Annotated in this window: 24 protein-coding genes and 2 riboswitches; of the genes, 14 read left to right on the top strand and 10 right to left on the bottom strand. The window is 64.7% G+C overall.

Going from position 1 to position 25,343, the window contains the following annotated elements; translation table 11 throughout:
- From GJ695_RS19345 to GJ695_RS19305, 9 genes are all read left to right on the top strand, one after another.
- On the top strand, positions 1-330 hold a 330-nt coding region (locus GJ695_RS19345; protein WP_166455403.1), incomplete at its 5' end, for a winged helix-turn-helix domain-containing protein.
- Positions 327-1,319: a sensor histidine kinase gene (locus GJ695_RS19340; protein ID WP_154367559.1), complete on the top strand. Its 993-nt coding sequence runs from the start codon at positions 327-329 to the stop codon at positions 1,317-1,319. The genes GJ695_RS19345 and GJ695_RS19340, both read left to right, overlap by 4 nt.
- A gap of 101 nt (positions 1,320-1,420) precedes the next feature.
- Positions 1,421-1,849: a type IV pilin protein gene (locus tag GJ695_RS19335; protein WP_154367557.1), complete on the top strand. Its 429-nt coding sequence runs from the start codon at positions 1,421-1,423 to the stop codon at positions 1,847-1,849.
- Positions 1,834-2,463 (top strand): pilus assembly FimT family protein, encoded by a 630-nt coding sequence (locus GJ695_RS19330; protein WP_154367556.1) that lies wholly within the window; start codon positions 1,834-1,836, stop codon positions 2,461-2,463. The genes GJ695_RS19335 and GJ695_RS19330 overlap by 16 nt, the downstream gene beginning before the upstream one ends.
- Complete coding sequence (locus tag GJ695_RS19325; RefSeq protein WP_154367554.1) at positions 2,460-2,879, top strand: type IV pilus modification PilV family protein; 420 nt, start codon at positions 2,460-2,462, stop codon at positions 2,877-2,879. Before GJ695_RS19330 ends, GJ695_RS19325 begins: the two co-directional genes overlap by 4 nt.
- 1 nt (position 2,880) lies before the next feature.
- Entirely contained in the window at positions 2,881-4,080 is a 1,200-nt protein-coding gene (locus GJ695_RS19320; RefSeq protein ID WP_154367552.1) for a PilW family protein, read from the top strand.
- Complete coding sequence (locus GJ695_RS19315) at positions 4,077-4,682, top strand: pilus assembly PilX family protein (RefSeq protein ID WP_229260516.1); 606 nt, start codon at positions 4,077-4,079, stop codon at positions 4,680-4,682. The genes GJ695_RS19320 and GJ695_RS19315 overlap by 4 nt, the downstream gene beginning before the upstream one ends.
- A gap of 25 nt (positions 4,683-4,707) precedes the next feature.
- Entirely contained in the window at positions 4,708-9,333 is a 4,626-nt protein-coding gene (locus tag GJ695_RS19310; protein WP_154367548.1) for a pilus assembly protein, read from the top strand.
- Positions 9,334-9,401: 68 nt separating this feature from the next.
- A complete protein-coding gene (locus GJ695_RS19305) occupies positions 9,402-11,069 on the top strand; it encodes a peptide chain release factor 3 (RefSeq protein ID WP_154367546.1) in 1,668 nt (555 codons plus the stop codon).
- A 92-nt stretch (positions 11,070-11,161) separates the two neighbouring features.
- On the opposite strand, the gene xth is transcribed toward GJ695_RS19305, so the two are convergent.
- A complete protein-coding gene (gene xth / locus GJ695_RS19300) occupies positions 11,162-11,947 on the bottom strand; it encodes an exodeoxyribonuclease III (protein ID WP_154367544.1) in 786 nt (261 codons plus the stop codon).
- 179 nt (positions 11,948-12,126) lie between these two features.
- Here xth and GJ695_RS19295 point away from each other — a divergent pair, with 179 nt between their 5' ends.
- From GJ695_RS19295 to GJ695_RS19285, 3 genes are read left to right on the top strand one after another with little or no spacing between them, the layout of a single operon-like run.
- Positions 12,127-12,513: a GntR family transcriptional regulator gene (locus tag GJ695_RS19295; protein WP_154367542.1), complete on the top strand. Its 387-nt coding sequence runs from the start codon at positions 12,127-12,129 to the stop codon at positions 12,511-12,513.
- Positions 12,510-13,229, top strand: coding sequence for an ABC transporter ATP-binding protein (locus GJ695_RS19290; protein WP_154367540.1), 720 nt, complete (start codon positions 12,510-12,512; stop codon positions 13,227-13,229). The genes GJ695_RS19295 and GJ695_RS19290 overlap by 4 nt, the downstream gene beginning before the upstream one ends.
- Positions 13,226-14,650: a hypothetical protein gene (locus tag GJ695_RS19285; protein ID WP_154367538.1), complete on the top strand. Its 1,425-nt coding sequence runs from the start codon at positions 13,226-13,228 to the stop codon at positions 14,648-14,650. The genes GJ695_RS19290 and GJ695_RS19285 overlap by 4 nt, the downstream gene beginning before the upstream one ends.
- Here the strand turns inward: GJ695_RS19285 and GJ695_RS19280 are convergent.
- Entirely contained in the window at positions 14,647-14,982 is a 336-nt protein-coding gene (locus GJ695_RS19280) for a hypothetical protein (RefSeq protein ID WP_154367536.1), read from the bottom strand. The two genes, GJ695_RS19285 and GJ695_RS19280, sit on opposite strands and share 4 nt — an antisense overlap.
- A 200-nt stretch (positions 14,983-15,182) precedes the next feature.
- On the opposite strand from GJ695_RS19280, the gene GJ695_RS19275 reads away from it, so the two are divergent.
- Positions 15,183-16,835 (top strand): methyl-accepting chemotaxis protein, encoded by a 1,653-nt coding sequence (locus tag GJ695_RS19275; protein WP_371866579.1) that lies wholly within the window; start codon positions 15,183-15,185, stop codon positions 16,833-16,835.
- Here the strand turns inward: GJ695_RS19275 and GJ695_RS19270 are convergent.
- The 6 genes from GJ695_RS19270 to gcvT form a co-directional block, all read right to left on the bottom strand.
- On the bottom strand, positions 16,832-17,239 hold the full coding sequence (locus GJ695_RS19270) for a hypothetical protein (protein ID WP_154367534.1): 408 nt from the start codon (positions 17,237-17,239) through the stop codon (positions 16,832-16,834). The genes GJ695_RS19275 and GJ695_RS19270 overlap by 4 nt on opposite strands.
- Before the next feature lie 26 nt (positions 17,240-17,265).
- Positions 17,266-17,502 carry a hypothetical protein gene (locus GJ695_RS19265; RefSeq protein ID WP_154367532.1) on the bottom strand — a complete coding sequence of 79 codons (237 nt, stop codon included), beginning with the start codon at positions 17,500-17,502 and terminating at the stop codon, positions 17,266-17,268.
- 9 nt (positions 17,503-17,511) lie between these two features.
- Positions 17,512-17,838: an ArsR/SmtB family transcription factor gene (locus GJ695_RS19260; protein WP_154355612.1), complete on the bottom strand. Its 327-nt coding sequence runs from the start codon at positions 17,836-17,838 to the stop codon at positions 17,512-17,514.
- A gap of 92 nt (positions 17,839-17,930) precedes the next feature.
- On the bottom strand, positions 17,931-20,825 hold the full coding sequence (gene gcvP, locus GJ695_RS19255) for an aminomethyl-transferring glycine dehydrogenase (protein WP_154367530.1): 2,895 nt from the start codon (positions 20,823-20,825) through the stop codon (positions 17,931-17,933).
- A gap of 66 nt (positions 20,826-20,891) precedes the next feature.
- Positions 20,892-21,272 carry a glycine cleavage system protein GcvH gene (gene gcvH / locus GJ695_RS19250; RefSeq protein ID WP_154355614.1) on the bottom strand — a complete coding sequence of 127 codons (381 nt, stop codon included), beginning with the start codon at positions 21,270-21,272 and terminating at the stop codon, positions 20,892-20,894.
- Positions 21,273-21,308: 36 nt separating this feature from the next.
- Complete coding sequence (gcvT, locus tag GJ695_RS19245) at positions 21,309-22,430, bottom strand: glycine cleavage system aminomethyltransferase GcvT (protein WP_154367527.1); 1,122 nt, start codon at positions 22,428-22,430, stop codon at positions 21,309-21,311.
- 44 nt (positions 22,431-22,474) lie between these two features.
- Positions 22,475-22,575, bottom strand: a riboswitch (glycine riboswitch).
- A 7-nt stretch (positions 22,576-22,582) separates the two neighbouring features.
- A riboswitch (glycine riboswitch) is annotated at positions 22,583-22,669 on the bottom strand.
- 132 nt (positions 22,670-22,801) lie between these two features.
- Between gcvT and GJ695_RS19240 the strand changes: the two genes are divergently transcribed.
- On the top strand, positions 22,802-23,362 hold the full coding sequence (locus GJ695_RS19240; RefSeq protein ID WP_154367526.1) for an ATP-dependent Clp protease proteolytic subunit: 561 nt from the start codon (positions 22,802-22,804) through the stop codon (positions 23,360-23,362).
- Between the two features lie 51 nt (positions 23,363-23,413).
- Here GJ695_RS19240 and GJ695_RS19235 read toward each other — a convergent pair whose 3' ends face one another.
- Positions 23,414-23,626, bottom strand: a complete 213-nt coding sequence (locus GJ695_RS19235) for a hypothetical protein (protein ID WP_154367524.1) — start codon at positions 23,624-23,626, stop codon at positions 23,414-23,416.
- A 158-nt stretch (positions 23,627-23,784) separates the two neighbouring features.
- Complete coding sequence (locus GJ695_RS19230; protein ID WP_154367522.1) at positions 23,785-25,215, bottom strand: methyl-accepting chemotaxis protein; 1,431 nt, start codon at positions 25,213-25,215, stop codon at positions 23,785-23,787.
- Between the last annotated feature and the right edge of the window lie 128 nt (positions 25,216-25,343).

Genomic DNA, 25,343 nt, shown 5'->3' with positions numbered 1-25,343 from the left:
AAGGCGCTGGCGCGCCGCCACGCGCCCCAGGCGGCCGCGCTGGCGCTCGGCGACCTGTCGCTGGACGTGGCGGCCAAGCGCGCGCGCGTCGGCGACAAGGTGATCGAGCTGTCGGTGCGCGAGTGGGCGGTGCTGGAATACCTGTTGCAGCACGCGTCGCGCGTGGTGTCCAAGCAGCAGATCATCGACGCCATCCTGCCGTGGGGCGACGACCTGACCTTGAACGCGGTGGAAGTCTATATTTCGCGGCTGCGGCTGAAGCTCGCCGACGCCGGCGTCTCGATCCGCACCATCCGCGGCTTCGGCTACATGCTGGAGCCGGCGGCATGAGCGCCCGCAGCATCCGGCTGCGCCTGCTCAAGTGGCTGATTGCGCCGGTGTTGCTGATGAACCTGGCGGCCGGCGCGCTGGCCTACATGCTGGCCGCGCCGCCTCTGCGCGAGGCGGTGCTGCGCACGCTGGTGCTGCTGGAAAGCGTGTTTGCGCTGGCCTGCGTGGCGCTGATCTGGTTCTCGGTCAGCAACGGCCTGCGCCCGCTGATCCGGCTGCGCGCCGATCTCGATGCGCGCGACGGCGACGACCTGGCGCCGGTCGCCACCGGCGACGTGCCGTATGAGCTGGAACCGGTGGTGGCGGCCTTCAACGGCCTGCTGGGCAAGGTGGGCGAGGGCGCCCAGGCGCGCCAGGATTTCCTGGCCAACGTCGCGCACCAGCTGCGCACGCCGCTGGCCGGCCTCAAGACCCAGCTCGAATGGCTGGGCGCGCGCCACGCCGAGCCGGACACCGCGCAGTCGGTCGGCCTGATGCTGTCCGCCACCGAGCGCATGATACGCCAGACCAACCAGCTGCTGGCCCTGGCCCGCGCCGAGCCGCTGCAGTTCGAGAAAGCCCGGCTGGAGCCGCTGGCGCTCGATGCGCTGGTGGCCGGCGCGGTGCAGGCGTTTGTCGACCAGGCCACGCTCAAGCACATCGACATCGGCTTCGACCTGCAGCCGGCCACCGTCACCGGCGACCGCTTCCTGCTGCGCGACCTGATCGACAACCTGATCGACAACGCCATCCGCTACACGCCGCCGCACGGCGCCGTGACGGTCAGCGTGCGCGCCGGCCTGCTGACGGTGGAGGACAACGGCCCCGGCATTCCGCCGGCGCAGCGCGAGCAAGTCTTCAACCGCTACGTGCGGCTGGACGACACCACCCACGGCAGCGGCCTCGGCCTGGCCATCGTGCGCGATATCGCGCTGGTCCACGGCGCCAGGCTGGCGATTTCCACCCCGCCAGGTGGTCGCGGCGCGCTGTTCACGGTCAAATTCAGCTGACTTTGTGCGCTTGTCAGGAGTTTGTCAGCATTTCCTCAGGGAAATGACAGCCGGGCACGTTATACTTTCTCCATAGAGCAACATTCTCAAACGGGGACACCATGAAACGCGCACCTGCAGGCTTTACCCTGATTGAACTGCTGGTCACCATCGCCATCGTCGGCATCCTGACGGCGGTGGCGCTGCCGATGTACGGCGACTACGTGACCCGCAGCCGCCTGACCGAGGCCTTCACCGCGCTGGGCGCCGCGCAGCCGGCCGCCGAGCAGTTCTGGCCGAACGCCCGCACCTACGCCAATTTCAACAACGCGACCGGCTTCCCGGCCGCCACCGCCAACTTCACCTATGCGCTGAGCAACGCCGGCCCGTCGAGCTACACGCTGACCGCCACCGGCATCGGCAAGATGAGCGGCTTCGTCTACACGCTGGACCAGAACGGCCGCCGCGCCACCACCGGCAGCCCGTCCGGCTGGGGCACCAACACCGATTGCTGGGTCGACCGCAAGGGCGGGAAATGTTCGTCCAACTAAGCCGTGGCCGCGGCTTCACGCTGATCGAGATGATGGTCGCCATCGTCGTCATGGGCGTGCTGATGGCCATCGCCATTCCGAGCATGAGCGCCTGGCTGATGGCGACGCGCGCGCGCTCGGCCGCCGAGTTCTACCGGGAAGGCTTTACGCTGGCGCGCCGCCAGGCGGTCAGCCACAACAGCGCCAGCCGCATCACGCTGACCGTCAATCCCGTCAGCGGCCAGATGGACTGGCAGGTCGACATCTGTTTTACGATTCCCGGTTCGCCATGCAATGACCTCACCGGTTCCTGGTCCACCGTTGACGCACCCGCCGGCAACGACCCGCAGGGCGCCGCCGGCTATCGTTCCGTGTTCCGCGCCGCCAGCGCCTTGCCCCCCACCGAGGTGCTGACGCCGAGCATCTTGCCGCAAGGCGCCAACGCGATTTATTACACGGCGCTGGGCTGGGTCGATCCGACCATCCAGCCGCGCGTGGCCCAGTTGCGGCTGGACCCGGCAACCGCCTTGGCGCACGACGTGCCGGTCAGCGCGGTGACGGTGTCGCTGGCCGGCATGCCGAGCCAGTGCGATCCCACCCGCGAGGCCGGCGATGCGCGGGCCTGTCCGCCATGATGCGGCGCCGGCACAGCGCGGCGCAGCGCGGCATCGCGCTGCTGGAGGTGATGATCGCCGTGGTCATCCTCGGCATCGGCCTGCTGGGCGCGATCGGCATGCAGGCGCGCGCCTACTCGGCGCTGTCGGACGCCGGCCTGCGCGCCGAAGCCACGCTGGCCTGCGAAAAGCTGGTCGGCGCCATCAGCACCGACGCCGCCAACGTGGCCAGCTACGCGCTGGCCGAGGGCGCCACGCCCAACAGCACCATCGGCCCGTGGGCCAGGGAGACCGCCGCCGCGATTCCGGGCGCCATCCTCTCGGTGACGGTGACGCAACAGCCGCACCGCAGCCAGGTCGACATCAGCATCCGCTGGACCCGCAAGGCGGGCGCGGCGGAAATCCGCCAGCAACTCACCGCCTATATAGGATCCTGACATGCGACGCCTGCCGCTTCCGCGCCGGTCCGCCGGTTTCTCGCTGGTCGAGCTGATGGTCAGCGTGGTGATCGGCATGCTGGCGATCCTGTTCGCCACGCGGCTGGTGCTCAGCGGCGAGCAGACCAAGGACGGCGCCGTCGGCGGTTCCGCCTCGATGCAGAACGGCATGCTGGCGCTGTACTCGATCAGCAACGACGCGGCGGAGGCCGGCTGGGGTATCAACGATACCCTGGTGGCCGGCTGCAACACCAGTTTTGCCGACAGCGCCGGCTACGCGCTGGCGCAGATCACGGTGGGCGGCGTTGCGCGCACGCCGCTGGCGGCCGCGGTGATCCAGCCCGGCGGCAGCGGGTCGGACGTGATCTCGCTGTATGCCGGCAAGTCGGCCGCCGCCGTCGGTTCGCTGCGCGTCAATGGCGACCTTGCCGTCGGCGCCACCGTACTGCCGACCAGCACCCAGACGCCGTTTGGCTTCGCCGCCGGCGACGTGCTGGTGGTGGTGCCCGAACCGGCCTCGCCAGGCTATACGGATTGCTCCATCGTGCAGATGGCCGGCATGCAGTCGGGCTCGAACAGCGACAAGATCGCCCTCGCCAGCGGCGGCGGCTTCCGCTTCGGCCCGGCCAGCGGCCTGGCGCACGCCTATGCGAAGGGCGGCGGCCGCATCTTCAATCTCGGATCGCCGACGCTGCTGTCCTTCCATACCTGGTCGGTGTCGGCCGGCACCTTGCTGCTGCGCGCCACCGATCTGCCCGGCGCCGGCCCGCAGGGCATGTCGGTGACCGACAACATCGTCTCGATCAAGGCCCAGTACGGCCTGGACACGCGCGTCGTGCCGATCTATAACCCGCTGCCGCCGCCGAACGGCAACGGCGTGCAGCTGACGCAATGGAGCAACACCATGATCGACGCCGACGGCGACGGCGTCGTGGCCGGGCCGGGCGACTTCCAGCGCGTGGTGGCGCTGCGGCTGGCGGTGGTGGCGCGCAGCAAGACGGCGGCGCGGCCCGGCAGCGACGGCAACTGCCATGCGACCGACGCGCAGCCAACCATGTTCAACACGGCGGTGGGCGGCGCGGCGGCGGTGCAGGTGAGCGTCAACGTCGCCGTCGCCGACGACCCGGTCGCCTGGCAGTGCTACACCTACCGGGTGTTCGAAACCGTGGTCCCGGTGCGCAACGCGCAATGGCGGCCATGATGCGGCCACCCGTCCAACCGCGCCAACCGCGCCAGCGCGGCATCGCCCTGCCGGTGATCCTGATCATGCTGACCGTGATGCTGATTGGCAGCATCTACCTGCTGCGCGCCAGCACCTCGACCACGCTGACGGTGACCAACCTGGCCTATGACGCCGCGCTCAGCAAGGAAGCCGACCTCGGCGTGCACGCGGCCTTCGACTGGCTGGCGCAGCCGGCCACCAAGCCGCTGCTGGTGGCCAACAGCCCGGCCAACGGCTATGTCGCCACCATGAATCCGGGCTGGACCGTGAGCACGCCGGCGTTCTGGACCGGCTCGGTCTTCAAGGACCCGGTCGGCGGCGGCAGCCGCGTCGAATACGTGATCCACCGCCTGTGCAATTTTGCCGGCACCTACAACGCCACCACGCCGGTCGCCAACAGCTGCATGCTGAGCGCGGCCAAGCAGGGCGTGGCGGCGCCGACGCCGCTCGGCGCCAGCCTGTCGCAGAACGCGCCGCTGTACGACGGCCAGCCGCAACTGCATTACGTGATCACCGCGCGCATCTTCGGGCCGCGCGGCGGCAACGTGGTGGTGCAGTCGGTGGTGATGATGGGCCCGTGAGGCCGGTTTTTACAATGGAACAACCATGAACTCCTCCCTGTCCACGCTGGGCCGCCGCGCCCTGTTGAGCCTGATGCTGCTGGCCTCGGCCGCCGCCTTCGCGGCCCAGACCCAGATCGCCCAGGTGCCGCTGCTGAACATCCAGGGCACCGGCACCGTCAAGCCCAACCTGATGCTGCTGTTCGATAATTCCGGCTCGATGGACCAGGCCTACACGCCCGACTATGTCGACGACGCCATCTGCCGCGGCGGCGCCACGCTGGCCGCCAGCGCGGTCAGCTGCCAGCCCGGCCATCCGCCGTACATGACGGCCGACTTCAACAAGCAGTACTACAACCCGGCCATCGTGTACGCGGTGCCGGTACGCGCCGACGGCACGTTCTATCCGTCGCAGACCACGTTTACCAATGTCAGCAACGACGGTTTCGGCGTCCGCTACAGCACCCTGGGCGGCACCGCCAGCAGTTCGTCGTCGTCGGTCAACCTGCTGACCGGCTTTCCCGACCTGCTCTGGTGCAATCCGAACAACAGCCGGGACTGCGGCAGCAACACCACCACCTACACCTATCCCGACGCCACCCATACCTCGGCCAGCGTGATCTACGGCGCGCCGTACTACTACACCATCGGCGTGACCGAGTACTGCACCGACGACACCATGACCGTCTGCCGCACCACCTCGGCGGGCGCGGCGGCCCCGCCGAATTACCCGGTGCCGGTCAAGGTGCGCTGGTGCAGCGACAAGACGCTCAACACCTGCCAGGCCAAGCAGGTGGGGGCGTTCAAGTATCCGCGCTATTCGACCTCGGCCGGATCGGTGGCGGCCTATGCCACCATCGCCATCAATGCCTCGATGGGCGCCGGCGCGCTGGCGATCAGCGGTGTCAGCATCAACGAAGGCGGCACCAGCGTGGCGCTGACCTCGGGGGCCGTCACGGCATCCAACGGCACCAACACCGCCGCCAAGAGCCAGGCCTTCGCCAGCGCCCTGGCCAGCAACATCAACAACAACACGGCCACCACCAGCACCGACACCTCGGCGCTGCGCTACATGGCCTGCGTGCGCACGCCTAGCGGGGTCGGCAACGTGCCGACCTGCGCCAGCCTCGGCATCACGCTCAGCGCCGACAACATCGTCGGGGTGGTGGCGGTCGACTGCACCAGCACGCCGAAGAACGCCGCCAACTGCCCGCGCATCTTCGATGCCTCGCGCTCCGGCTACGGACTGACGGTGACCGCCGCGCCGCCGGCCATCGTGCCGCCCACCGCGCTGCTGGCTGTCAGCGGCACGGCCACCAACGCCTCGACCACCACCATCAAGCTCGACTCCGTGACGCTGGCCAGCAACGTTTCGATCAGCCGCCGCGCCAGCGCCGCCGCGGCGGCCAGCGCCATCGCCACCGCCATCGGCACCACCGCCGACGTGCGCGGCTATGTCGGCGGCAGCAACGTCACCGATATCTGCCAGGCCGCCAGCAACAGCACGGTCTGCCTGGTGAATGTGGCGACCACGGCCATCAACCAGGTGCCGTCCGCGACCGGCGTCACCGGCCTGACCTTCAGCGCCACCAAGAGCAGCGGCTTCATCGACGCGATTCCGACCGTGACGGCGCCGATGTCGGGCGGCTCGACCGGCCCGAGCAGCTTTGTCCGCGTCGACATCGTGACCGGCAAGACCTATCCGCGGGCCAGCGAGCGCACCGACTGCGTGGCGCAGGCCGGCGTCTGCACCTACCAGGAGGAAATGACCAACTTCGCCAACTGGTACGTCTACTACAAGACCCGCCTGCAAATGATGAAGACCTCGGTGGGACGGGCCTTCTCGACGCTGACCGCCAATTACAAGGTCGGCTTCGCCAAGCTGTCGGTGGCGGCCACCGGCGGCGCCATGGAAATGGTGCCGGCCGATTTCACCGGCACCTCGCGCAGCACCTGGTACACCAAGCTGTACGCCACCACCACCTCGGGATCGACGCCGACCCGGCCGGCGCTCGACAATCTGGGCCGCATGTTCGCCAACCAGACACCCTACGAGTACGCCGCCGGCCAGGAAGTGGTGCAGTATCCGTGCCAGCAGAACTTCGTGATCCTGACCACCGACGGTTACTGGAACGGCGGTTCGACCAAGGACTACGGCAGCGGCTTCCCGGCGGTGGTGAACAACGACAATGCCGAGAGCGTTTCGCGCTTCTGCAGCTATACCGGCGGCTGCACCGACACCCGGGCGCAAAGCCAGCCGTCGCTGGCGGACGTGGCGCTGCACTGGTACAACGGCGGCTCGAGCACCGGCACCGTGTCGCTGCGGCCGGCGCTGGAACCGAATATGAGCAAGCCCGGCTCGGTGCCGGCGCGCTCGGGCGAAAACACCCACCTGCACATGAACACCTACACGCTGGGCCTGGGCGTGGACGGCGTCATGAACTACGACCCCAATTACGATACCAGCGCGCGCAAGATCGGCGGCGACTACTACAACCTCATCACGCGCCTGGCCACCGGCTGCCCGTGGAACAACAACGGCCCGTATGTGTGGCCGAATCCGGACGTGACCAACACCGGCAACACGGTGCAGGAGCGGGTGGACGATCTGTGGCACGCGGCCGTCAACGGCCACGGCAAGTACTTCAGCGCCTCGCAGCCGAAGGAAGTGGTGGCCGGCCTCAGCGAAGCGCTGTCGAACATGCAGATCCGCCTCGGCGCGGCGGCGGCGGCGGCCACCTCGACGCCGAATATCTCGCTGGCCGACAACGACATCTTCGCCGATACCTTCACCACCGTGAAATGGTACGGCGAACTGGCGGCCAAGAAAATCAACACCTCGACCGGCGAAATCGGCGCCACCACCTGGACCAGTTCCGACACGGTGGGCCGCAACATCGGCGCCACCGGCCCGGACGGCCGCAGCATCAAGATGCTCGACACCAGCAACAACACGCTGAAGGAAGTCAACTTCAACACCATGAGCACGCTGGAAAAGGGCTGGTTCAGCAACAAGTGCACGGCGCTGGCGCAGTGCACGCTGTTGAACAGCACCGAGCGCGACACCGTCAACAACGGCGTCAACCTGGTCAACTGGCTGCGCGGCGCCCAGACCTATGCCGACGACCGCCTGTTCCGCGCCTACACGCTGACCGACCACACGCCGCCTGGCCAGAGCAACGCGATTCCGATCCTGCTGGGCGACATCGCCTCGTCCAAGCCGGCCTATCTGCGCGACGCGCGCAAGAATTACACGCGCGCCGGCTATGCCGACTTCAAAAACGACACGCTGACCCGCCCCCGTCCGGCCACGGTGTTCACCGCCGCCAATGACGGCATGCTGCACGCCTTCGACGCCAGCAACGGCACCGAGCGCTGGGCCTATATGCCGCGCATCACGATGAAAAAGCTGTACCTGCAGGCCAGCATCACCTACGGCACCAATCACCAGTTCACCACCGACGGCTCGCCCGAGCTGGGCGACGTGCAGATCGGCGGCGTCTGGAAAACCGTGCTGGTGGCCGGTCTCAACGGCGGCGGCCGCGGCTACTATGCGATTGACGTCACCGACCCCATCAATCCGGTGGCGCTGTGGGAATTCTGCGCCGATTCCACCGTGTGCAGCCGCAACGATCCGGACCTCGGCCTGACCTTCGGCAATCCGCAATTCGGCCTGTGGAACAACCAGTGGGTGGTGTTCCTGACCTCCGGCTACAACAATGTGCCGGGTACCGACGGCGTCGCCACCGGCAGCGGCCAGGGCATTCTGTACATCGTCGACGTCGCCACCGGCGCCGTGCTCAAGAAAGTCTCGAACCTGACCGGCGACACCACCACGCCATCCGGCCTGGCCAAGATCACCGGCATCAGCAGCGATCCCAACCTGGATCCGACCACCACCTACATCTACGGCGGCGACATCAACGGCCGCATGTGGCGCTTCGACCTGACCGACGCCACCGGCGCCACCGTGCCGGTGGTCAAGATGGGCGACGCCGGCACCAGCAAGCCGATCACCACCCGGCCCGACGTGACGCTGTGCGCCATGACCACCAGCAGCACCGACAACGGCGTCACCAGCAGCGCCACCACCGCCCAGCGCGTGGTGCTGTTCGGCAGCGGCCGCCTGCTCGACGTGCCGGACACCACCAACACCGACGTCCAGAGCCTGATGCTGCTCAAGGACAGCGGCGCCACCATCAACGTGCGCGGCGCCAGCATGGTGCAGCAGACCCTGAGCCAGGTCGGCGACAGCAGCAACATCAGTTTCGCGCTGACCAGCAACCCGGTCGACCTGAGCCAGAAGGACGGCTGGTTCTTCGATTGGAGCGTGACGCCGGGCGAGCGCATGAACCTGGACCCGCAGATCGTCAGCGGCGTGGCCAACGTGGTGACCAACCTGCCATCCTCGACGTCGGCCTGCTCGGTGGGCGGCACCAGCAACATCTACCAGGTCGACGTCTGCACCGGCACGGCGCTGCCGAATACGCCGGCCGGCGTCATCCTGTCGTCGGACTCGGCGGCGGTCGGTTTCACCATCTTCCGCCTGCAGAACGGCCAGCTGATCTCGACCAGCACGCTGGCCACCGGCATCACCAAGAACAACAATTTGCAGGAAGGGAAGTCGGCCGAGGCGCACCGGGTCGGCTGGCGGCGCGTGCAGGGGGAATAAGTTGCTGTCGGCGGGGCCAAGAGCCGGTATAATCGAGGGTTTGCAGAACCGCCTCAGATCGCTCATACATGGTCAACGATAACGAAAACGTAACTCCCGACAGCAACGACGACAGCGCCTCGGCCGCCAGCGCCAGGACGCCGGCGCTGATCGCCCGCGAAGTGCAGCGCCGCCGCACCTTCGGCATCATCTCCCACCCGGATGCGGGTAAAACCACGCTGACCGAAAAGCTGCTGCTGTTCTCGGGCGCGATCCAGATGGCGGGCACCGTCAAGGCCCGTAAATCGGGCCGCCACGCGACCTCGGACTGGATGGAGATCGAGAAGCAGCGCGGCATTTCGGTGGCCTCGTCGGTGATGCAGTTCGAATTCCGCGACCACGTGGTCAACCTGCTCGATACGCCGGGCCACCAGGACTTCTCGGAAGATACCTACCGCGTGCTGACGGCGGTCGACTCGGCGCTGATGGTGATCGACGCCGCCAAGGGCGTGGAAGCGCAGACCATCAAGCTGCTCGACGTCTGCCGCATGCGCAACACGCCGATCGTCACCTTCATGAACAAGATGGACCGCGAGACCCGCGATCCGCTGGAACTGCTGGACGAGCTGGAATCGGTGCTGAAGATCCAGTGCGCGCCGGTGACCTGGCCGATCGGCATGGGCAAGAACTTCCGCGGCGTGTACCACCTGCTGAACGACACCATCATGCTGTTCAAGGCCGGCGAAGAGAAGGCCGACGGCGCGTTCGAGATCCTTGAAGGCATCGACAATCCACGCCTGCAGGAAATGTTCCCGCTGGAGATGGACCAGTTGCGCATGGAAGTGGAACTGGTCAAGGGCGCCTCGCACCCGTTCGACCTGGCAGAATTCCTGGCCGGCGTGCAGACGCCGGTGTTCTTCGGTTCGGCGATCAACAACTTCGGCGTGCGCGAGATCTTGTCGGCGCTGGTCGACTGGGCGCCGGCGCCGCGCGAGCGCGACGCCACCGTGCGTGCGGTCGATCCGAAGGAAGAACCGTTCACCGGTTTCGTGTTCAAGATCCAGGCCAATATGGACCCGGCGCACCGCGACCGCATCGCCTTCCTGCGCGTGTGTTCTGGCCGTTTCGAGCGCGGCATGAAGGTCAAGCATTTGCGCCTGGGCCGCGAAGTGAAGGTATCGTCGGTGGTGACGTTCATGGCCTCGACCCGCGAACAGGTGGAGGAAGCGTATGCCGGCGACATCATCGGCCTGCCGAACCACGGCAACATGCAGATCGGCGACTCGTTCTCCGAAGGCGAGCAGTTGACCTTCACCGGCATCCCGTTCTTCGCGCCGGACTTCTTCCGCCAGGTGCGCATCCGCAATCCGCTGAAAATCAAGCAGCTGCACAAAGGTTTGCAGCAGCTGGGCGAAGAGGGCGCGGTGCAGGTCTTCAAGCCGGTGCAGGGTGGCGAGCTGGTGCTGGGCGCGGTCGGCGTGCTGCAGTTTGAAGTGGTGGCTAGCCGTCTGTTGAACGAATACGGCGTCGATGCGGTCTTCGAAGGCACCAGCATCAGCAGCGCGCGCTGGGTGTCGAGCGACGACAAGAAAGCCCTGTCCGACTTCGAGGACCAATTGGGTCACAACGTCGCCTACGACGCCGCCGGCAACCTGGCTTATTTGGCCACATCGGGCGTCAACCTGCGCCTGACGCAGGAACGCTGGCCGAAACTGCAATTCCACGCCACCCGCGAACACTCGGCCAAGCTGGTCTAAAACCCGGGGTCAGGTCCCTCATTTCTACACGAGCTCTGCGCTAGCCACGGCTAGGGCAGAGCTCATGTAGAAATGAGGGACCTGACCCCGGATTAGCTGATCTTTTTCAGATCCAGCTCGACCCATGTTGGTGCGTGGTCGCTGGGCTTCTCGCGGCCGCGCACATCGCGGTCGACTTCGGCGGCTGTCAGCGCCGGCGCCAGGGCAGGACTCAGCAGCAGATGGTCGATGCGCAGGCCGGCGTCGCGGCCGTAAGCATTGCGGAAATAATCCCAGAACGTATAAATCTTTTCGCCCGGATGCATGGTGCGCAACGCATCGGTCCAGCCCTGTGCGAGCAGCTTGTGATAAGCCTCGCGCACCTCGGGACGGAATAAGGCATCGTCCACCCAGCGCTCCGGTTTATATACATCCAGCTCGGTCGGCATGACGTTGAAATCGCCCGCCAATATTACCGGTGCGCCGCTGTCCAATAATCTGGCGGCATGCGTGTGCAGCCTGTCAAACCATTTGAGCTTGTAATCGAATTTCGGGCCGGGCGCCGGATTGCCATTCGGCAGATATAATCCGCCGATTAATATACCATCGACTATCGCCTCAATATACCGGCTTTGAACGTCGTCCGGATCGCCGGGCAGTCCACGACCGGTTTCAATCGGCTTCTGGCCACGTGCCAATATGGCCACGCCATTCCAGCTTTTCTGTCCGTGCCAAATGGCCTGATAACCGGCGTCGTTAATCGCGGCTTCGGGGAATTTCTCCTGCGGCGCTTTTAATTCCTGCAAGCAGACGACATCCGGTTGGGTCTCATTCAGCCATTGCAGCAGGGCGGGGAGACGGGCGCCGATGCCATTGACGTTGAAGGTAGCGATTCTCATGCGCCCAGTATAAGCAGTTTGCCCATGCCGTGCACGTTCGGCAGCACACGCAGCGCCAGGCAACCAAGCCAACAATTGGCGCGTTCCCGCCAACTCCTGGTGTGGAACGAAAACACTGCTTGACAACGCCGCTGATCATGTTTACTGTATTAATCAACTAATACACTAATATGGCTCTCATGGCTGCGCATACGGCTTCAATGTTCTCGATAGCGACCGGGTCGTCCGATCCTATTTATCGCCAGTTAATCGAGCAGGTGCGGCGGTTAATTGCGGCCGCCGTCTTGAAACCCGGCGATGTATTGCCGTCCGTGCGTGAAGTGGCACTGGTATTGGCGGTCAATCCCATGACAGTTTCCAAGGCTTATAACATGCTGGAAACCGAAGGTTTATTAACGCGCGCACGCGGTGTTGGCATGCTGGTGGCCGATGGCGAAAAAACGCAAGGAAAAGAAAAACTGTTGAGACCCACGCTGGAACGCGCCGCCATCGAAGCGCGTCAATTGGGGCTGGATGATGAAGCTGTTTTAAAACTATTTAAGAATATTCTTGGAGAAAATAAATGAAGCCTTATGTCGTCGAGATCGCCAATTTACATAAAAACTTCGGCAAGCAGCAGGTGTTGCAGGGTGTGAATTGGTCGATTGAACAGGGCAAGGTCATTGGTTTATTAGGCCGCAATGGCGCCGGCAAATCGACGCTGCTGGAATGTTTGCTCGGCCTGCGCGATGTCGAGGCCGGCAGCAGCACGCTGTTCGGCCAGCCCGCCACGGCGCTCAACGACGCCGTCCGCGCCCAGATCGGCTACGTGCCACAGAAATCCGATTTGTTCGAATGGTTGACGCCCTTGCAACTTCTGGACTATTTCAAGGCGCTCTATCCGCACTGGAACCAGGCCAAGGTGGACGGCCTGATGCAACGCTGGGGCTTTCACGGCGACGCCGCCCGCAAACAGATCAGCACGCTGTCCGGCGGCGAACGGCAGCGCCTGTCCATCATCCGCGCGCTGGCCCACGATCCCCGGCTGCTGGTGCTCGATGAGCCGGTCGCCAGCCTGGACCCGATCGGCCGCCGCGATTTTCTGCAGGAACTGATCAACGACGTCATCGAGCGCGACACCACGGTGATTTTCTCCACCCACATCCTGTCCGACCTGGAGCGGGTGGCGCTGGATGTGGCTTTCCTGCAAGGCGGCAAAATCGTCCTGCAAGGCGCGCTGGATGATTTACTGGAGGGAAAAAATCTCAGCCTGGAAGACTTGTTTGTCGAGGTGACCAAGTGAACGCCGCCGTCCGTCGTGGCTACGTCCAGTTGCTGGCGCAAGTGCTCAATGACGTGGCCAGTTACCGTTCCATGAAGCGCATGAGTCTGGCGCTTCTCGGCACCGAGGGGTTTCTGCTCATCATGCACAACACCAATCGTTTCGGTCTCTACAAGGTGCTGATGGTGTGCGTGCTGTGGGGGATGTGCCAGATGTGGTGCGGCGCTTTCGTCCGCAGCGCCGTCAAGCAGAACCGGCCGGAACTCTCCTGCCTGGTGCCGCACCTGCGCCAGCGCCTGATTTGGCTGACCGCCGCGCTGTATGCCGCCAACACGCTGGTGTTTGCCCTGATTGCGCATTGCGCTTTCGGTCACGGCGGTTATGGCCTGCTGGCCGCCACCCTGATCACGACGGTGGCCATCCTGACGCAACGGTTCAACATGCTGGCATGGGGAATGGCGTTGTTGATTCCCTTCGGCGTGCAGTTTGCCTTCAATACCCTGCAGGGCTTGATCGAGGTCTTGTACGAGCCGCTGGTGACCGTCGCCGGCATGCTGCTGCTCCTGCCGCTGATCGGCTGGGGATTGGTCCAGCTGCTGCCACAGGGCGGCGACCGGCACTGGGCCTGGTATCACCATTTTTCCAAATGCCAGGCGGCGCTGCACGGCAACGCGCCGCCTGCGTCGGCCGTCCAGTTGCCGACACGCTGGCAGCAGCTGTTGCGTACCTTCTATGGCGTTGCGTTGCGGCGCGACAGCCGGGCCGGCACGCGGCCGGAACGCGTGATGATGCATGTGCTGGGCCCCGCAGCGCATGGCGGCGGCAACCTCATCTTTTTGCTGCTGGCGACGGTGCTGGCGCTGCTGCCGGTGCTCTATACGATGATTGATGGCGGCAACAAGGTGGTGCTGCCGTGGACCGGGATGATCATGTTGGGTGTGGCGGGCATGTACGTAACCAGCGTCGCCGACAGCATCACCCGCCACGGCGCCGAACAGCGACTGTATCTGATGACGCCCGGCGCGCCGGCCGGCGCCCGCATCAATCGCCTGCTGGGACAGATGCTGCTGCGCCGCTTCCTGGGTGTATGGCTGGCCTCGGTGGTCTGCGCCGCCTGCCTGGATTCCTTCATGCTGGGCCATCTCGCCCTGCGCGGCATTAACTTCACCATCGCCATGGCCATCCTCTGGAGCGCCACTTCACTGCTGGACAACTACGCCGTCAAGCGTCCGCATACGGGCGGTCTCAACCGCAGCCTGCTGCTGATGCTGATTGTCCTGGGCTTTCTTGTCGCGCTGGTGTTGAACCGGATTCAGTCCACCTTCCCGTGGTATCAGACCGGATGCCTGCTGGGCATCGGCGCTGTGGTTCGCGTGACGCTGGCCTGGCGCAAGCTGATGGCCTTGCCGCCGGTGCTGCCGGCCGGGCGCCTGGCGGCCTAGTCGCGCTTGCCCAGCCACAGCACGTCCAGCAGCGCGCCGATCCAGCCGACCAGCAGCACGGCCGCCGCCAGGTTGGTGGCGGCGTTGTCGACACCGGCCGCGTGGACGCGCTGCAGGATGGCGACCGGGTCGAGCGCCAGCTTGCCGCTGTCGAGTTCGTCCTGCAATTGGTAGACCAGGTTGAGCATGGTGCTCAGCAAATACAGCGCGGCGGCGGCGGTCGGCAGCAGGAACAGCATGCCGCGCCCGGTGCGGCGCGGCCGCAATGCCAGGTGTCCCAGTCCGGGAAACAGCAAAGCGGAAATGAGGGCGGCCTTGATCGATGCTTTCATGTTGCTCCTGTTGTTACTTTGTGCGGATTGACCGAGCGCAAGATTGCCTTGCGGCAGCCAGCGTAGATTACAGGTTCTAGCTGCCGGGGGGAATTATGCGTGCTTGGATCATAATCGCTTTGCTGACGCGCTGCATAGCGCGGCTCAACAAGAACCCGCTGAAAGCGCCGCACGCCGGCATCTGCTCGCGCTGAGCTGCCGTGCTGCATTTACTCCAACAAATGCTCGGCAGGCTGCGCATCGGGCCCAAGCTGTTGCTGGCGCCGGGCGTGGTGCTGATCCTGCTGATCGTGCTGTCGGCCGGCGCCTATCTGGGCCTGCTGCGGCAGAACCAGTCGCTCGACAACATCGTGCAGCAGCGCGCCGTGCGGCTGAAGGCGGCGGCCGACCTGGTCGCCAGCGCACACAAGGCGCATACCGAAATCTATCAGTTGCTGACCTGGATCAGCGGCAGCTTCTCGGCGCCGCGCGTGGATGCGCTGGTGCGCGACCTGCACCTGCGCCACGCGGCGCTGGACCGCCAGTTCGCGCAACTGGAAATGGCGACGCAATCGAGTCCGGCCGAGCGGCGCTTCGTAGTGCAGTCGCAGGCCGCGCATGCGGTATATGTGAAGGCGATGGAAGATGTGATCGAGCTGGCCATGGCCGATCAGTCGATCGCCGCCAACGCCATGGCCAAGGCCGAGCGGGCGTTCGACGTGGTGGCGCTGCGGCTGGAGGAACTGGCCAGGCTGGAACAGTCGTTGAGCGAGCGCGCCTATGCCGATGCCGAGAGCGACTTCCGCATCCTGTCGACGTGGATGCCGATCATCGTGGCGCTGTCGATTGCCTTGTCCCTGCTGGTGACCATGGCCGTGCGCAACGCCATGCTGAAGGACGTGCGCGAGATCGGCGCGGCGGCGGTGGATCTGGCCGAGGGCAACCTGACGGTGCGCCAGCGCGTCTACGGCAAGGACGAAATCGCCGACACCTCGCGCGCGCTGGACACCAGCATCCGCAACCTGAACACCACCTTGAAAACCATTCTGGCGTCGGCGCAGTCGATCGACCGCGCCGCGCGCGATATCGCCCAGGGTAATTCAGCGCTGACGCGGCGCAGCTACACGCAGGCCGGCACGCTGGAGGAAGCCGGCGGCGCGGCGCGGCAGCTTGGCGTGCAGGTGTCGGAAGCGGCCACACACGCCGAACTGGCGGGCCAGCTGGCGCAATGCGCGAACAGCTTCGCCGCGCGCGGCGGCAACGTGGTGCAGCGGCTGGTGGTGACCATGGCGTCGATTCGCGGCAGCTCGCGGCGGGTGGTGGAAATCGTCGGCGTCATCGACGGCCTGGCCGTGCAGACGCATATGCTGGCCTTGAGCGCGGCGGTGGAGGCGGCGCGCGCGGGCGAGCAGGGGCAGGGCTTCGCCGTGGTTGCGGGCGAGGTGCGCACGCTGGCCCAGCGCTCGACGTCGGCGGCGCAGGAAATCCGGCTGCTGATGGAAGAATCGGTGGCCCACATCGACAACGGCACGCGCTCGGTGGAGGAAGCCGGCGGCAGCATGGCGGAAATTGTCTCAACCGTGCGCCGGGTCGGCGACATCATCAGCCAGATCGGCGACGCCAGCGCCCAGCAGGCGCAGGGCGTATTGGGCGTGCAGCAGGCGATCGTCAGCCTGGATCAGGTGACGCAGCAGAATCTGGCGCTGGTGCAGCAGGCCGCTGCCGCCGCCAGCAGCTTGCAGCGGCAGGCGCTGTATCTGTCACAGGCGGTGGCCATCTTCAAGCTGGACGAGGGAGCGGAACCGCCGGACGCCAACCGCCTCGCCGGCAGCCCGCGCGTGGTGCGATTGCGTCTGGCCTCGGTACGCAGTTAGGCGGTGCGCCAGCGGTCGCCGGGCTGCTGGATGTAGCGGGCGTAGACGTACTGCCATGGCATGGCCAGCGGGATGATGATGGCGACCATGCATTCCATCGCGGTGCCCATGATGCTGTCGTCCATGGCGCCGCTTTGCCACGCGGGCAGGGCGACGATCAGCAGCCAGATCGACTTCCATGCCAGTTCCCAGAACAGCACCGGCAGCATTTGCAGCGGATAGCGGATTCCGATCACGCACAGCAGGCTGAAGGCGGCCAGCATGCACTTCACCACGCCCTGCGACAGGCCCCACGGCTCGGCGTGCTGGATCACGCTCGGCCACACCACCAGCGCCAGTCCCAGCGCAATAATCAAATATACGGCTCTCAGCGAATACAGGCGAAACAGCGATACTTGCGGCATGGTGATGCTCCTCGATGTGGGTGGAATTACTCGACTTGCTTCAGGATGTTTTCAATGGCGACGATACGCACCTTCAGGTCGGCCAGCGCGGCGGCGTTTTGCTCCTGCGCGGCGACGGCGCGTTCCGCCAGCTGGCGGTACGCCTCGTTACCCTCGGCCGCCAGCTGCGCCTTCCTGATGGCGGTGCGCGAGCGCAGGAAGAAGATGAGGAAGATGGTCCCCAGCGGCATCAGCAGGGTAAGCAGGTAAATATGTTCGGACATCGTAAGCCTCTACTTTTCAGGATTGGTGGTCAGGGTACGTACTGCTTCGGCGATCATGGCCGGGGTGAGGTCGATGGCGAACGGTGCGGCCTCGAAAAAATTCAGCGCCTTGCCGTCGGCCGACAATTCCAGCTGGCTGGTGACCAGGCCCGCTTCTTCCAGCTTCTGCAAATGCAGGTGCAGCAATGGGCGGCTGATATTCAACTCGCGCGCCAGCTGGCTGACGTAATTGCGTCCACCAGCCGCCAGCGCCGCCACCACCCGCAAGCGATGCGGATTCGACAGCGCCGAGAGCGCCGCCAGCAACTGATCGCCTGTGAGATGTTTAGATTTCATGTGTAAAGAATATCTGACAGGTGTCAGCGTGTCAAACGATTTAAATAAAAAAAAGCCCGGCGCGCGGCCGGGCTCTTGCGGGCGAAACGAGATTATTCGTAGTCGCTGATCGGTGCGCAGCCGCAGAACAGGTTACGGTCGCCGTAGACGTTGTCGGCACGGCCGACCGGCGGCCAGTACTTCTGCTTGCGCAGCGATGGCAGCGGATAAGCCGCCACTTCACGCGAGTACTTGCGGTCCCAGACGTCGGCCGTCAGCACTTCGGCGGTGTGCGGCGCGAACTTCAGCGGGTTGTTCAGTTTGTCGAACTCGCCGCTTTCCACTTTGGCGATCTCGCCGCGGATGGCGATCATGGCGTCGATGAAGCGGTCCATCTCGACTTTCGATTCCGACTCGGTCGGCTCGATCATCAGCGTGCCCGGCACGGGGAACGACATGGTCGGCGCGTGGAAGCCGAAGTCCATCAGGCGCTTGGCCACGTCTTCGTTGCTGATGCCGGTGGCATCCTGCAGCGGACGCAGGTCGATGATGCACTCGTGCGCCACCAGGCCGTCGTGGCCCGAGTACAGCACAGGGAAGTGCGGCGACAGGCGACGGGCGATGTAGTTGGCGTTCAGGATCGCGGTTTCGGTCGCGGCGGTCAGGCCTTCCGCGCCCATCATGGCGATGTACATCCACGAAATCGGCAGGATCGATGCCGAGCCGTATGGCGCGGCCGAGACGGCGCCGATGCCGGCGTTGTCGCGGATGTAGCCGTTCGAACGCTGGTTCGGCAGGAACTTGGCCAGGTGCGCGCCAACGCCGATCGGGCCGACGCCCGGGCCGCCGCCGCCGTGCGGAATGCAGAAGGTTTTGTGCAGGTTCAGGTGCGAGACGTCGCCGCCGAACGCGCCCGGCGCGGCCACGCCGACCAGTGCATTCATGTTGGCGCCGTCGACGTACACTTGACCGCCGTGGCTGTGGATGATCTCGCACAGCTCGCGGATGCCTTCTTCAAACACGCCGTGGGTCGAAGGGTAGGTGACCATGACGCAGGCCAGGTTCTTCGAGTGCAGCTCGGCCTTGGCTTTCAGGTCGGCCAGGTCGACGTTGCCGTTTTCGTCGCAGGCGGTAACCACCACCTGCATGCCGACCATGCTGGCCGATGCCGGGTTGGTGCCGTGCGCCGACGATGGGATCAGGCAGATGTTGCGGTGGCCTTCGCCACGCGACTGGTGGTAAGCCTGGATCACCAGCAGGCCGGCGTATTCGCCCTGCGAGCCGGCGTTAGGCTGCAGCGAGATGGCGGCGTAGCCGGTCACCGCGCACAGCATCTCTTCCAGCGACGCGATCATCTCGCGGTAACCGACAGTCTGCGCTTCCGGCGCGAACGGGTGGATGGTCGAGAATTCAGGCCAGGTGACCGGGATCATTTCGCTGGTGGCGTTCAGCTTCATGGTGCAGGAACCCAGCGGGATCATGGTGCGGTCCAGCGCCAGGTCCTTGTCGGCCAGCGAGCGCAGGTAGCGCAGCATCTCGGTTTCCGAGTGATAGCGGTTGAATACCGGGTGGCTCAGGTAGGCCGAGGTACGGGCCACCGCGTCAGGGAACGATTGGGCAACGGTGGCTTCCACGGTGTCGAAATCAGGGCCGTGGGCAGGGCCGCCGACCGGATGCGCGAACACGGTCCACAGCAGCGCGATGTCTTCGCGGGTGGTGGTTTCGTCCAGCGAAATGCCGACGTGCGAAGCGTCGATCACGCGCAGGTTGACGCCGTGCGAGTGGGCCGATGCGTGCAGCTGCTCGGCGTTTTTCACGGCCACGGTCAGGGTGTCGAACCAGGTGTCGTTGGTGACGGTGTAGCCCAGGGTTTTCAGGTTCGAGGCCAGCACGCCGGTCAGACGGTGCACGCGCTGGGCGATCTGTTGCAGGCCTTGCGGGCCGTGGTAGACGGCGTACATCGACGCCATCACCGCCAGCAGTACCTGCGCGGTGCAGATGTTCGAGGTGGCTTTTTCGCGGCGGATGTGCTGCTCGCGGGTTTGCAGGGCCAGGCGGTAAGCCTTGTTGCCTTGCGCGTCGATGGTTACGCCCACCAGGCGGCCCGGCATCGAGCGTTTGAATTCGTCGCGGGTGGCCATGTAGCCGGCGTGCGGGCCGCCGAAGCCCAGCGGTACGCCGAAGCGCTGCGAGTTGCCGACAACGACGTCGGCACCCCATTCGCCTGGCGGCGTCAGCATGGTCAGCGCCAGCAGGTCGGCGGCGGCAACCACCATCGCGCCCTTGGCCTTGACGGCTTCGACGTCGGCCTTGTAGTCGCGCACATTGCCGTTCACGCCAGGGTATTGCAGCAGCACGCCGAAGCACTCGCCCACGCTGGCCAGTTCGGCCGGGTGGAAGGTCTTGACGGTGATGTCCAGCGGCTTGGCGCGCGTTTCGATCACTTCGCGGGTTTGCGGCAGCACGTCGTCGGCGACGTAGAACACGTTCGATTTCGATTTGCTCACGCGCTGGATCAGCGTCATGGCTTCGGCGGCGGCGGTGCCTTCGTCCAGCATCGACGCGTTGGCGATGCCCATGCCGGTCAGGTCGGTGATGGTTTGCTGGAAGTTCAGGATTGCTTCCAGGCGGCCTTGCGAAATCTCAGGCTGGTATGGCGTGTAGGCGGTGTACCAGGCCGGATTTTCAAAGATGTTACGCAGGACGACGTTCGGCGTCAGCGTGTTGTAGTAGCCCTGGCCGATCAGCGACTTGAGCACCTTGTTCTTCGACGCGATTTTTTTCAGCTTGTTCAGCGCTTCGTTTTCCGGCATCGGCTGCGTGTAGGCGCCCAGCGGCAGGGCCGCCGTGTTGCGGATATTGGCAGGCACGATGGCGTCGATCAGGGCGGCGCGGGTGGCGTAGCCGAGGACCGACAGCATGGCTTGCTGTTCTGCGGCGTCAGGGCCGATGTGGCGGGCGATGAAGGCGTCGCGTGCTTCGAGTTGGGAGAGGCTGGTGCGGGTCATGATTTGTCAGGGCGAGAGAGGAGAATACAAAAGGCCAGCACGGGGCTGGCCTCGGAGCGCTCGAATTTAGGCGCCGGTGTTTTTGCCGTAGGCTTCAGCATCCAGCAGGCCGTTGATGGCTGCGGCGTCGCTAGGCTTGATCTTGAACAGCCAGTTGGCGTAGGCGTCGGCGTTGATCGATTCCGGAGCGTTGACCACTTCTTCGTTCACGGCCACGACTTCGCCGGCTACTGGCGCGTAGATGTCGCTGGCGGCTTTCACCGATTCCACCACGGCGGCGTCGCTGCCGGCTTCGTAGGTGTCGCCGACTTTCGGCAGTTCGACGAAGACGATGTCGCCCAGTGCGTCCTGCGCGTACTCGGTGATGCCAACGGTGACAGTGCCGTCGGCTTCAGCGCGTACCCACTCGTGGGATTCGGTGTACTTCAGGTCTGCAGGAATGTTCATGTAAAGCTCCAAAAAGGATCGAGAGGTAAATTTTAATTAAACGGCCAAGATCTTGCCGTTGCGGACGAACGGCAATTTAACCACAGAAGCGGCCAGTTTCTTGTCGCGGATTTCCACATGCACGGTGTCGCCGACGTTCACGCCGTTCGGCACGCGCGCCAGGGCGATGGCCTGCTGCATGCTCGGGCTGAAGGTGCCGCTGGTGATCTCGCCGGTGGCGTCGGTGCCGGCCACGATGACTTTCTGGTGCGCGCGCAGCACGCCGCCTTTTTCGCGCAGGATCAGGCCCACGAACTGGCTGTTCTGGCCCTTGGCCTGCAGCGCGGCCTTGCCGATGAAGTCGCGCTCGGAGACCGGGTCGATGGTCCATGCCAGGCCGGCGTCGAGCGGGTTCACGGTTTCGTCCATGTCCTGGCCGTACAGGTTCATGCCGGCTTCCAGGCGCAGCGTGTCGCGCGCGCCCAGGCCTGCCGGCTTGACGCCGGCGGCGACCAGCGCGTTCCACAGGTTCTCGGCCTGCTCGGCGGCGACGCCGATTTCAAAGCCGTCTTCGCCGGTGTAGCCGGTGCGGGCGATCATCGCCTCGCCGAAGGCGGCGCTTTGCGCGAAGGCGACGTTGAACGGCTTCATTTCAGCGGTGGCGTCCTTCGATTCCGGAATCACTTCCCAGACCTTGGCGCGGGCGTTCGGGCCTTGCACGGCGATCAGCGCCATGGCGTTGGCGCCGTCGCGGCGCTGGGTGATGGTCAGGCCGGAGCCGGTGGCGTCGTTCTGCGCCTGCATCCACGCCACGTCCTTCTCGGCGGTGCCGGCGTTGACCACCAGGCGGAACCAGCTCTCATTGATGAAGTAGACGATCAGGTCGTCGATGACGGTGCCTTCCGGATTCAGCATGCACGAATACAGCGCCTTGCCCGAGACTTGCAGCTTGTCGACGTTGTTGGCCAGCAGGCCGCGCAGGAAGGCGCGCACCTGGTCGCCCTTGATGTCGACCACGCACATGTGGGCGACGTCGAACATGCCGACGTCGGTGCGCACGGCGTTGTGTTCTTCGATTTGGGAGCCGTAGTTGACGGGCATGTCCCAGCCGCCGAAATCGACCATGCGGGCGCCGGCTGCGCGGTGAGCGTTATTGAGGGGGGTAGCTTTGAGCGTCATGGCACGGTCCGAACGAAAAGAGGTTAACAGGGAATACTAATATTCCAAACCCCTCTGTCCTTGGTACCTGAGAGATAGCGGAAAAGATCTTTCCGCACGCCCCTTCGGTGGATTGCCCATGCAATCTCTCTCCAGAGTTTGAGTCATTGATGACCCCTTGACCGGTCCTTTTGCCTGAGAGTTTGTGGGTAGTGCCCCTTCGGCGGCAACGCGAGTTTGCCCTCTCCCGATCAAGACTCGGGAATATATGTCAGAAGGGCCTGAATGTCAATCTTGCGGCCCGGCGTGGGGTCGCGCACGAATGAGGCAATAAAAAAGCTTCCATACCGACAATTTGCTAGAATAAATCACACTTATTCAAGAGCCCAGCCATGAGCCAAGATCATACAAATTACGAAGGACATGCGTGGTTCACGCTTTCCGGGGATGTTAACAGCGACATGGTTCGCCGCGTTTTCGACGCGGTGGCCGACATGACGGAAGACCGCATCACCACCGCCCACATCCTGATTCAGTCCAATGGCGGCTATGTCAGCGACGGCATCTGCCTGTACAACTACCTGAGCAAGTTGCCGATCAAAATCGTCACCTACAACGCCGGCGCGGTGGCGTCGATCGCCGTCATATTGTTTCTGTCGGGAAGCGAGCGCTACGCCAGCGACACTGCCCGTTTCATGGTGCACAAGTCGCACGCCAGCGCGCCGCACGGCGCCCGTCCGGACGCGCTGCGCATCATCGTCGAGGGCTTGCAGGCGGACGACGCCCGCACCGAGCAAATCCTGCGCAACCACGTCGAACTGGCGGAAGAGCAATGGCGCACGCACGAGTATTCGGACCTGCATCTGACGTCCGCCCAGGCGCTCAAAGTGGGGATGATCAACGGTGTGGAAGATTTTGTGCCGCCTAGCGGGCAACGGGTGACCAACATCTGATGGGGCAACGATGCGGCGCGCAAGGCGCCGCATTTACCGCTGATTGTCTACTTAGCGATTGCCGGATTGCTTGTTGCCGTCATTTTTGTGGCTTTGACGACCAGCTTCGACGTGCTGCTCATGGGTGCCGCCCTGGGTGCCGCTTTGCTGATTGCTGCGCGACCCGCTGGACGAGCCGGCGGTGCCGGACTGCTTGCTGCTGCCTTGGTTCGAGCCTTGTTTCGAGCCCTGGTTACTGCTGCTGCCTTTTTGGTTCGAGTTCATTTTGCTTCCTTTTTAAAGTGAAAAGAACGTACTCGCCAGAATCGTCCCGGCCGTTTGCTAGCTGAGGCGTTTCCGGTGACGCCATCATGCGTTTTTGAGCTTCTGCCCGGTATCGGAGTTCGCCCTGATGGTCTGTAGGAGTAGACCTCACTGGCAGATTAAAATTCTTCCCACTCGACTTCCTTGCGCGGCGTGCGCGCCGGCTGCGGCAGGGTGGCGCGCACGGCCGGTTGCGGCCTGGCGACTTCCGGCGCCATCGCCCCCGGTGGCTCGGCGGCGATGGCAAACACGCTGATGGCCGCGCTTAGTTTGGCGGTTTCGCCCTGCATCGACGCCGCCGCAGCCGCCGCCTGCTCCACCAGCGCCGCATTCTGCTGGGTCGCCTGGTCCATGGCGGAAATTGCCTGATTCACCTGTTCCAGCCCGGCGGTCTGCTCGGCGCTGGCGTCGGCGATTTCGCCGATCAGTCCGGTCACCTGCTTGACGCTGCCGACCACTTCGTCCATGGTCTTGCGCGCCTGATCGGCCAGTTGCGTGCCGCGCGCCACCTTGTCGACCGAATCGTCGATCAACTCCTTGATTTCCTTGGCTGCCGCTGCCGACCGCTGCGCCAGGTTGCGCACTTCGGACGCCACCACCGCGAAACCGCGCCCCTGTTCGCCGGCGCGCGCCGCTTCCACCGCCGCGTTCAGGGCCAGGATATTGGTCTGGAAGGCGATGCCGTCAATCACGCCGATAATCTCGGCAATCTTGCGCGAGCTGTCGTTGATCGACGCCATGGTGCCGACCACCTGCGCCACATCGCCGCCGCCGCGCACCGCCACGGCGGACGCCGACAGCGCCAGCTTGTTGGCTTCCATCGCATGGCCGGCGTTCTGGCGCACGGTGGCGGTCAGCTGCTCCATGGAGGACGCGGTCTGCTCCAGCGCCGACGCCTGCTGCTCGGTACGCGCCGACAAATCCTGGTTGCCTTCCGCAATTTCGGCCGCCGAACCGCCGATCGCCCGCGCGCCGCTCTGCACCTGGCTGACGATGGCGTGCAGGCTGTCGTTCATGTGCTGCATGGCGCACAGCAGCTTGCCGGTCTGGTTGTTTGGCTGCGGCGGAATGCGCGTGCCGAGGTCGCCGCCGGCGATGCGTTGCGCCACCAGCATCGCGTGCTGCAAGGGCGAGGTGATCGAGCGCGCCGTCCACAGCGCCAGCAAGGCGCCGCCGGCGATGGCGGCAAACAACAGGCTGAACGTCGTGACGCGGGCGCCGGCGTACAATTCATCTTGCTGCTTTGTTGCCTCCTGGCTGGACTGGATGGCGCTGACCAATAGCTGACTCAGCTGCGTGTTCAGGGCCTTCGCCTGTTGCAGCCGGGTTTCCAGCGACGGTTCCGAGCCTTCGCTGAGCAGGGTTTCATTGCGGCGGGACAAGGCGTTGATGGTCTGCGGCAGCCACTGGCCGTTGAGGTCGGCCGAGGCATGGTTGATGGCGCTGATGCGCGACAGCGCGCTGATCCCCACCAGCGCCGTCAGGCACAGCACGACGGCAAAGGCGGCCAGCAATTTGCGGGACGTTTCCAGGTTGTGCAGGAATTTCATGGGCATCCTTGGTGGCGGTTGATGGACGGAAAGAGAGTTTTTTATCTTAGGGAAACTGCAATCTTGTCTGTTGAGCCGTCTCAAAATACGCAAAAAATTGCAGATACTTGGTGGTTTGGTATTGCTTG

Origin of the sequence: Duganella alba (genome assembly GCF_009674495.1) — a bacterium.
In the GTDB taxonomy this organism is placed as follows: Bacteria; Pseudomonadota; Gammaproteobacteria; order Burkholderiales; family Burkholderiaceae_D; genus Rugamonas; species Rugamonas alba.
This window is presented reverse-complemented; position numbering and strand designations above follow the sequence as displayed.

Excerpts from the sequence above, each read along its gene's own strand:
- GJ695_RS19310 (WP_154367548.1), top strand. The coding sequence starts at position 4,708 with ATGAACTCCTCCCTGTCCACGCTGGGCCGCCGCGCCCTGTTGAGCCTG.
- GJ695_RS19335 (WP_154367557.1), top strand. The coding sequence starts at position 1,421 with ATGAAACGCGCACCTGCAGGCTTTACCCTGATTGAACTGCTGGTCACC.
- xth (WP_154367544.1), bottom strand. The coding sequence starts at position 11,947 with ATGAGAATCGCTACCTTCAACGTCAATGGCATCGGCGCCCGTCTCCCC.
- GJ695_RS19315 (WP_229260516.1), top strand. The coding sequence starts at position 4,077 with ATGATGCGGCCACCCGTCCAACCGCGCCAACCGCGCCAGCGCGGCATC.
- GJ695_RS19260 (WP_154355612.1), bottom strand. The coding sequence starts at position 17,838 with ATGAAATCTAAACATCTCACAGGCGATCAGTTGCTGGCGGCGCTCTCG.
- GJ695_RS19320 (WP_154367552.1), top strand. The coding sequence starts at position 2,881 with ATGCGACGCCTGCCGCTTCCGCGCCGGTCCGCCGGTTTCTCGCTGGTC.
- gcvT (WP_154367527.1), bottom strand. The coding sequence starts at position 22,430 with ATGACGCTCAAAGCTACCCCCCTCAATAACGCTCACCGCGCAGCCGGC.
- GJ695_RS19265 (WP_154367532.1), bottom strand. The coding sequence starts at position 17,502 with ATGTCCGAACATATTTACCTGCTTACCCTGCTGATGCCGCTGGGGACC.
- GJ695_RS19240 (WP_154367526.1), top strand. The coding sequence starts at position 22,802 with ATGAGCCAAGATCATACAAATTACGAAGGACATGCGTGGTTCACGCTT.
- GJ695_RS19230 (WP_154367522.1), bottom strand. The coding sequence starts at position 25,215 with ATGAAATTCCTGCACAACCTGGAAACGTCCCGCAAATTGCTGGCCGCC.
- GJ695_RS19330 (WP_154367556.1), top strand. The coding sequence starts at position 1,834 with ATGTTCGTCCAACTAAGCCGTGGCCGCGGCTTCACGCTGATCGAGATG.
- GJ695_RS19270 (WP_154367534.1), bottom strand. The coding sequence starts at position 17,239 with ATGCCGCAAGTATCGCTGTTTCGCCTGTATTCGCTGAGAGCCGTATAT.
- GJ695_RS19305 (WP_154367546.1), top strand. The coding sequence starts at position 9,402 with ATGGTCAACGATAACGAAAACGTAACTCCCGACAGCAACGACGACAGC.
- GJ695_RS19340 (WP_154367559.1), top strand. The coding sequence starts at position 327 with ATGAGCGCCCGCAGCATCCGGCTGCGCCTGCTCAAGTGGCTGATTGCG.
- GJ695_RS19280 (WP_154367536.1), bottom strand. The coding sequence starts at position 14,982 with ATGAAAGCATCGATCAAGGCCGCCCTCATTTCCGCTTTGCTGTTTCCC.
- gcvP (WP_154367530.1), bottom strand. The coding sequence starts at position 20,825 with ATGACCCGCACCAGCCTCTCCCAACTCGAAGCACGCGACGCCTTCATC.
- GJ695_RS19235 (WP_154367524.1), bottom strand. The coding sequence starts at position 23,626 with ATGAACTCGAACCAAAAAGGCAGCAGCAGTAACCAGGGCTCGAAACAA.
- GJ695_RS19290 (WP_154367540.1), top strand. The coding sequence starts at position 12,510 with ATGAAGCCTTATGTCGTCGAGATCGCCAATTTACATAAAAACTTCGGC.
- gcvH (WP_154355614.1), bottom strand. The coding sequence starts at position 21,272 with ATGAACATTCCTGCAGACCTGAAGTACACCGAATCCCACGAGTGGGTA.
- GJ695_RS19295 (WP_154367542.1), top strand. The coding sequence starts at position 12,127 with ATGGCTGCGCATACGGCTTCAATGTTCTCGATAGCGACCGGGTCGTCC.
- GJ695_RS19325 (WP_154367554.1), top strand. The coding sequence starts at position 2,460 with ATGATGCGGCGCCGGCACAGCGCGGCGCAGCGCGGCATCGCGCTGCTG.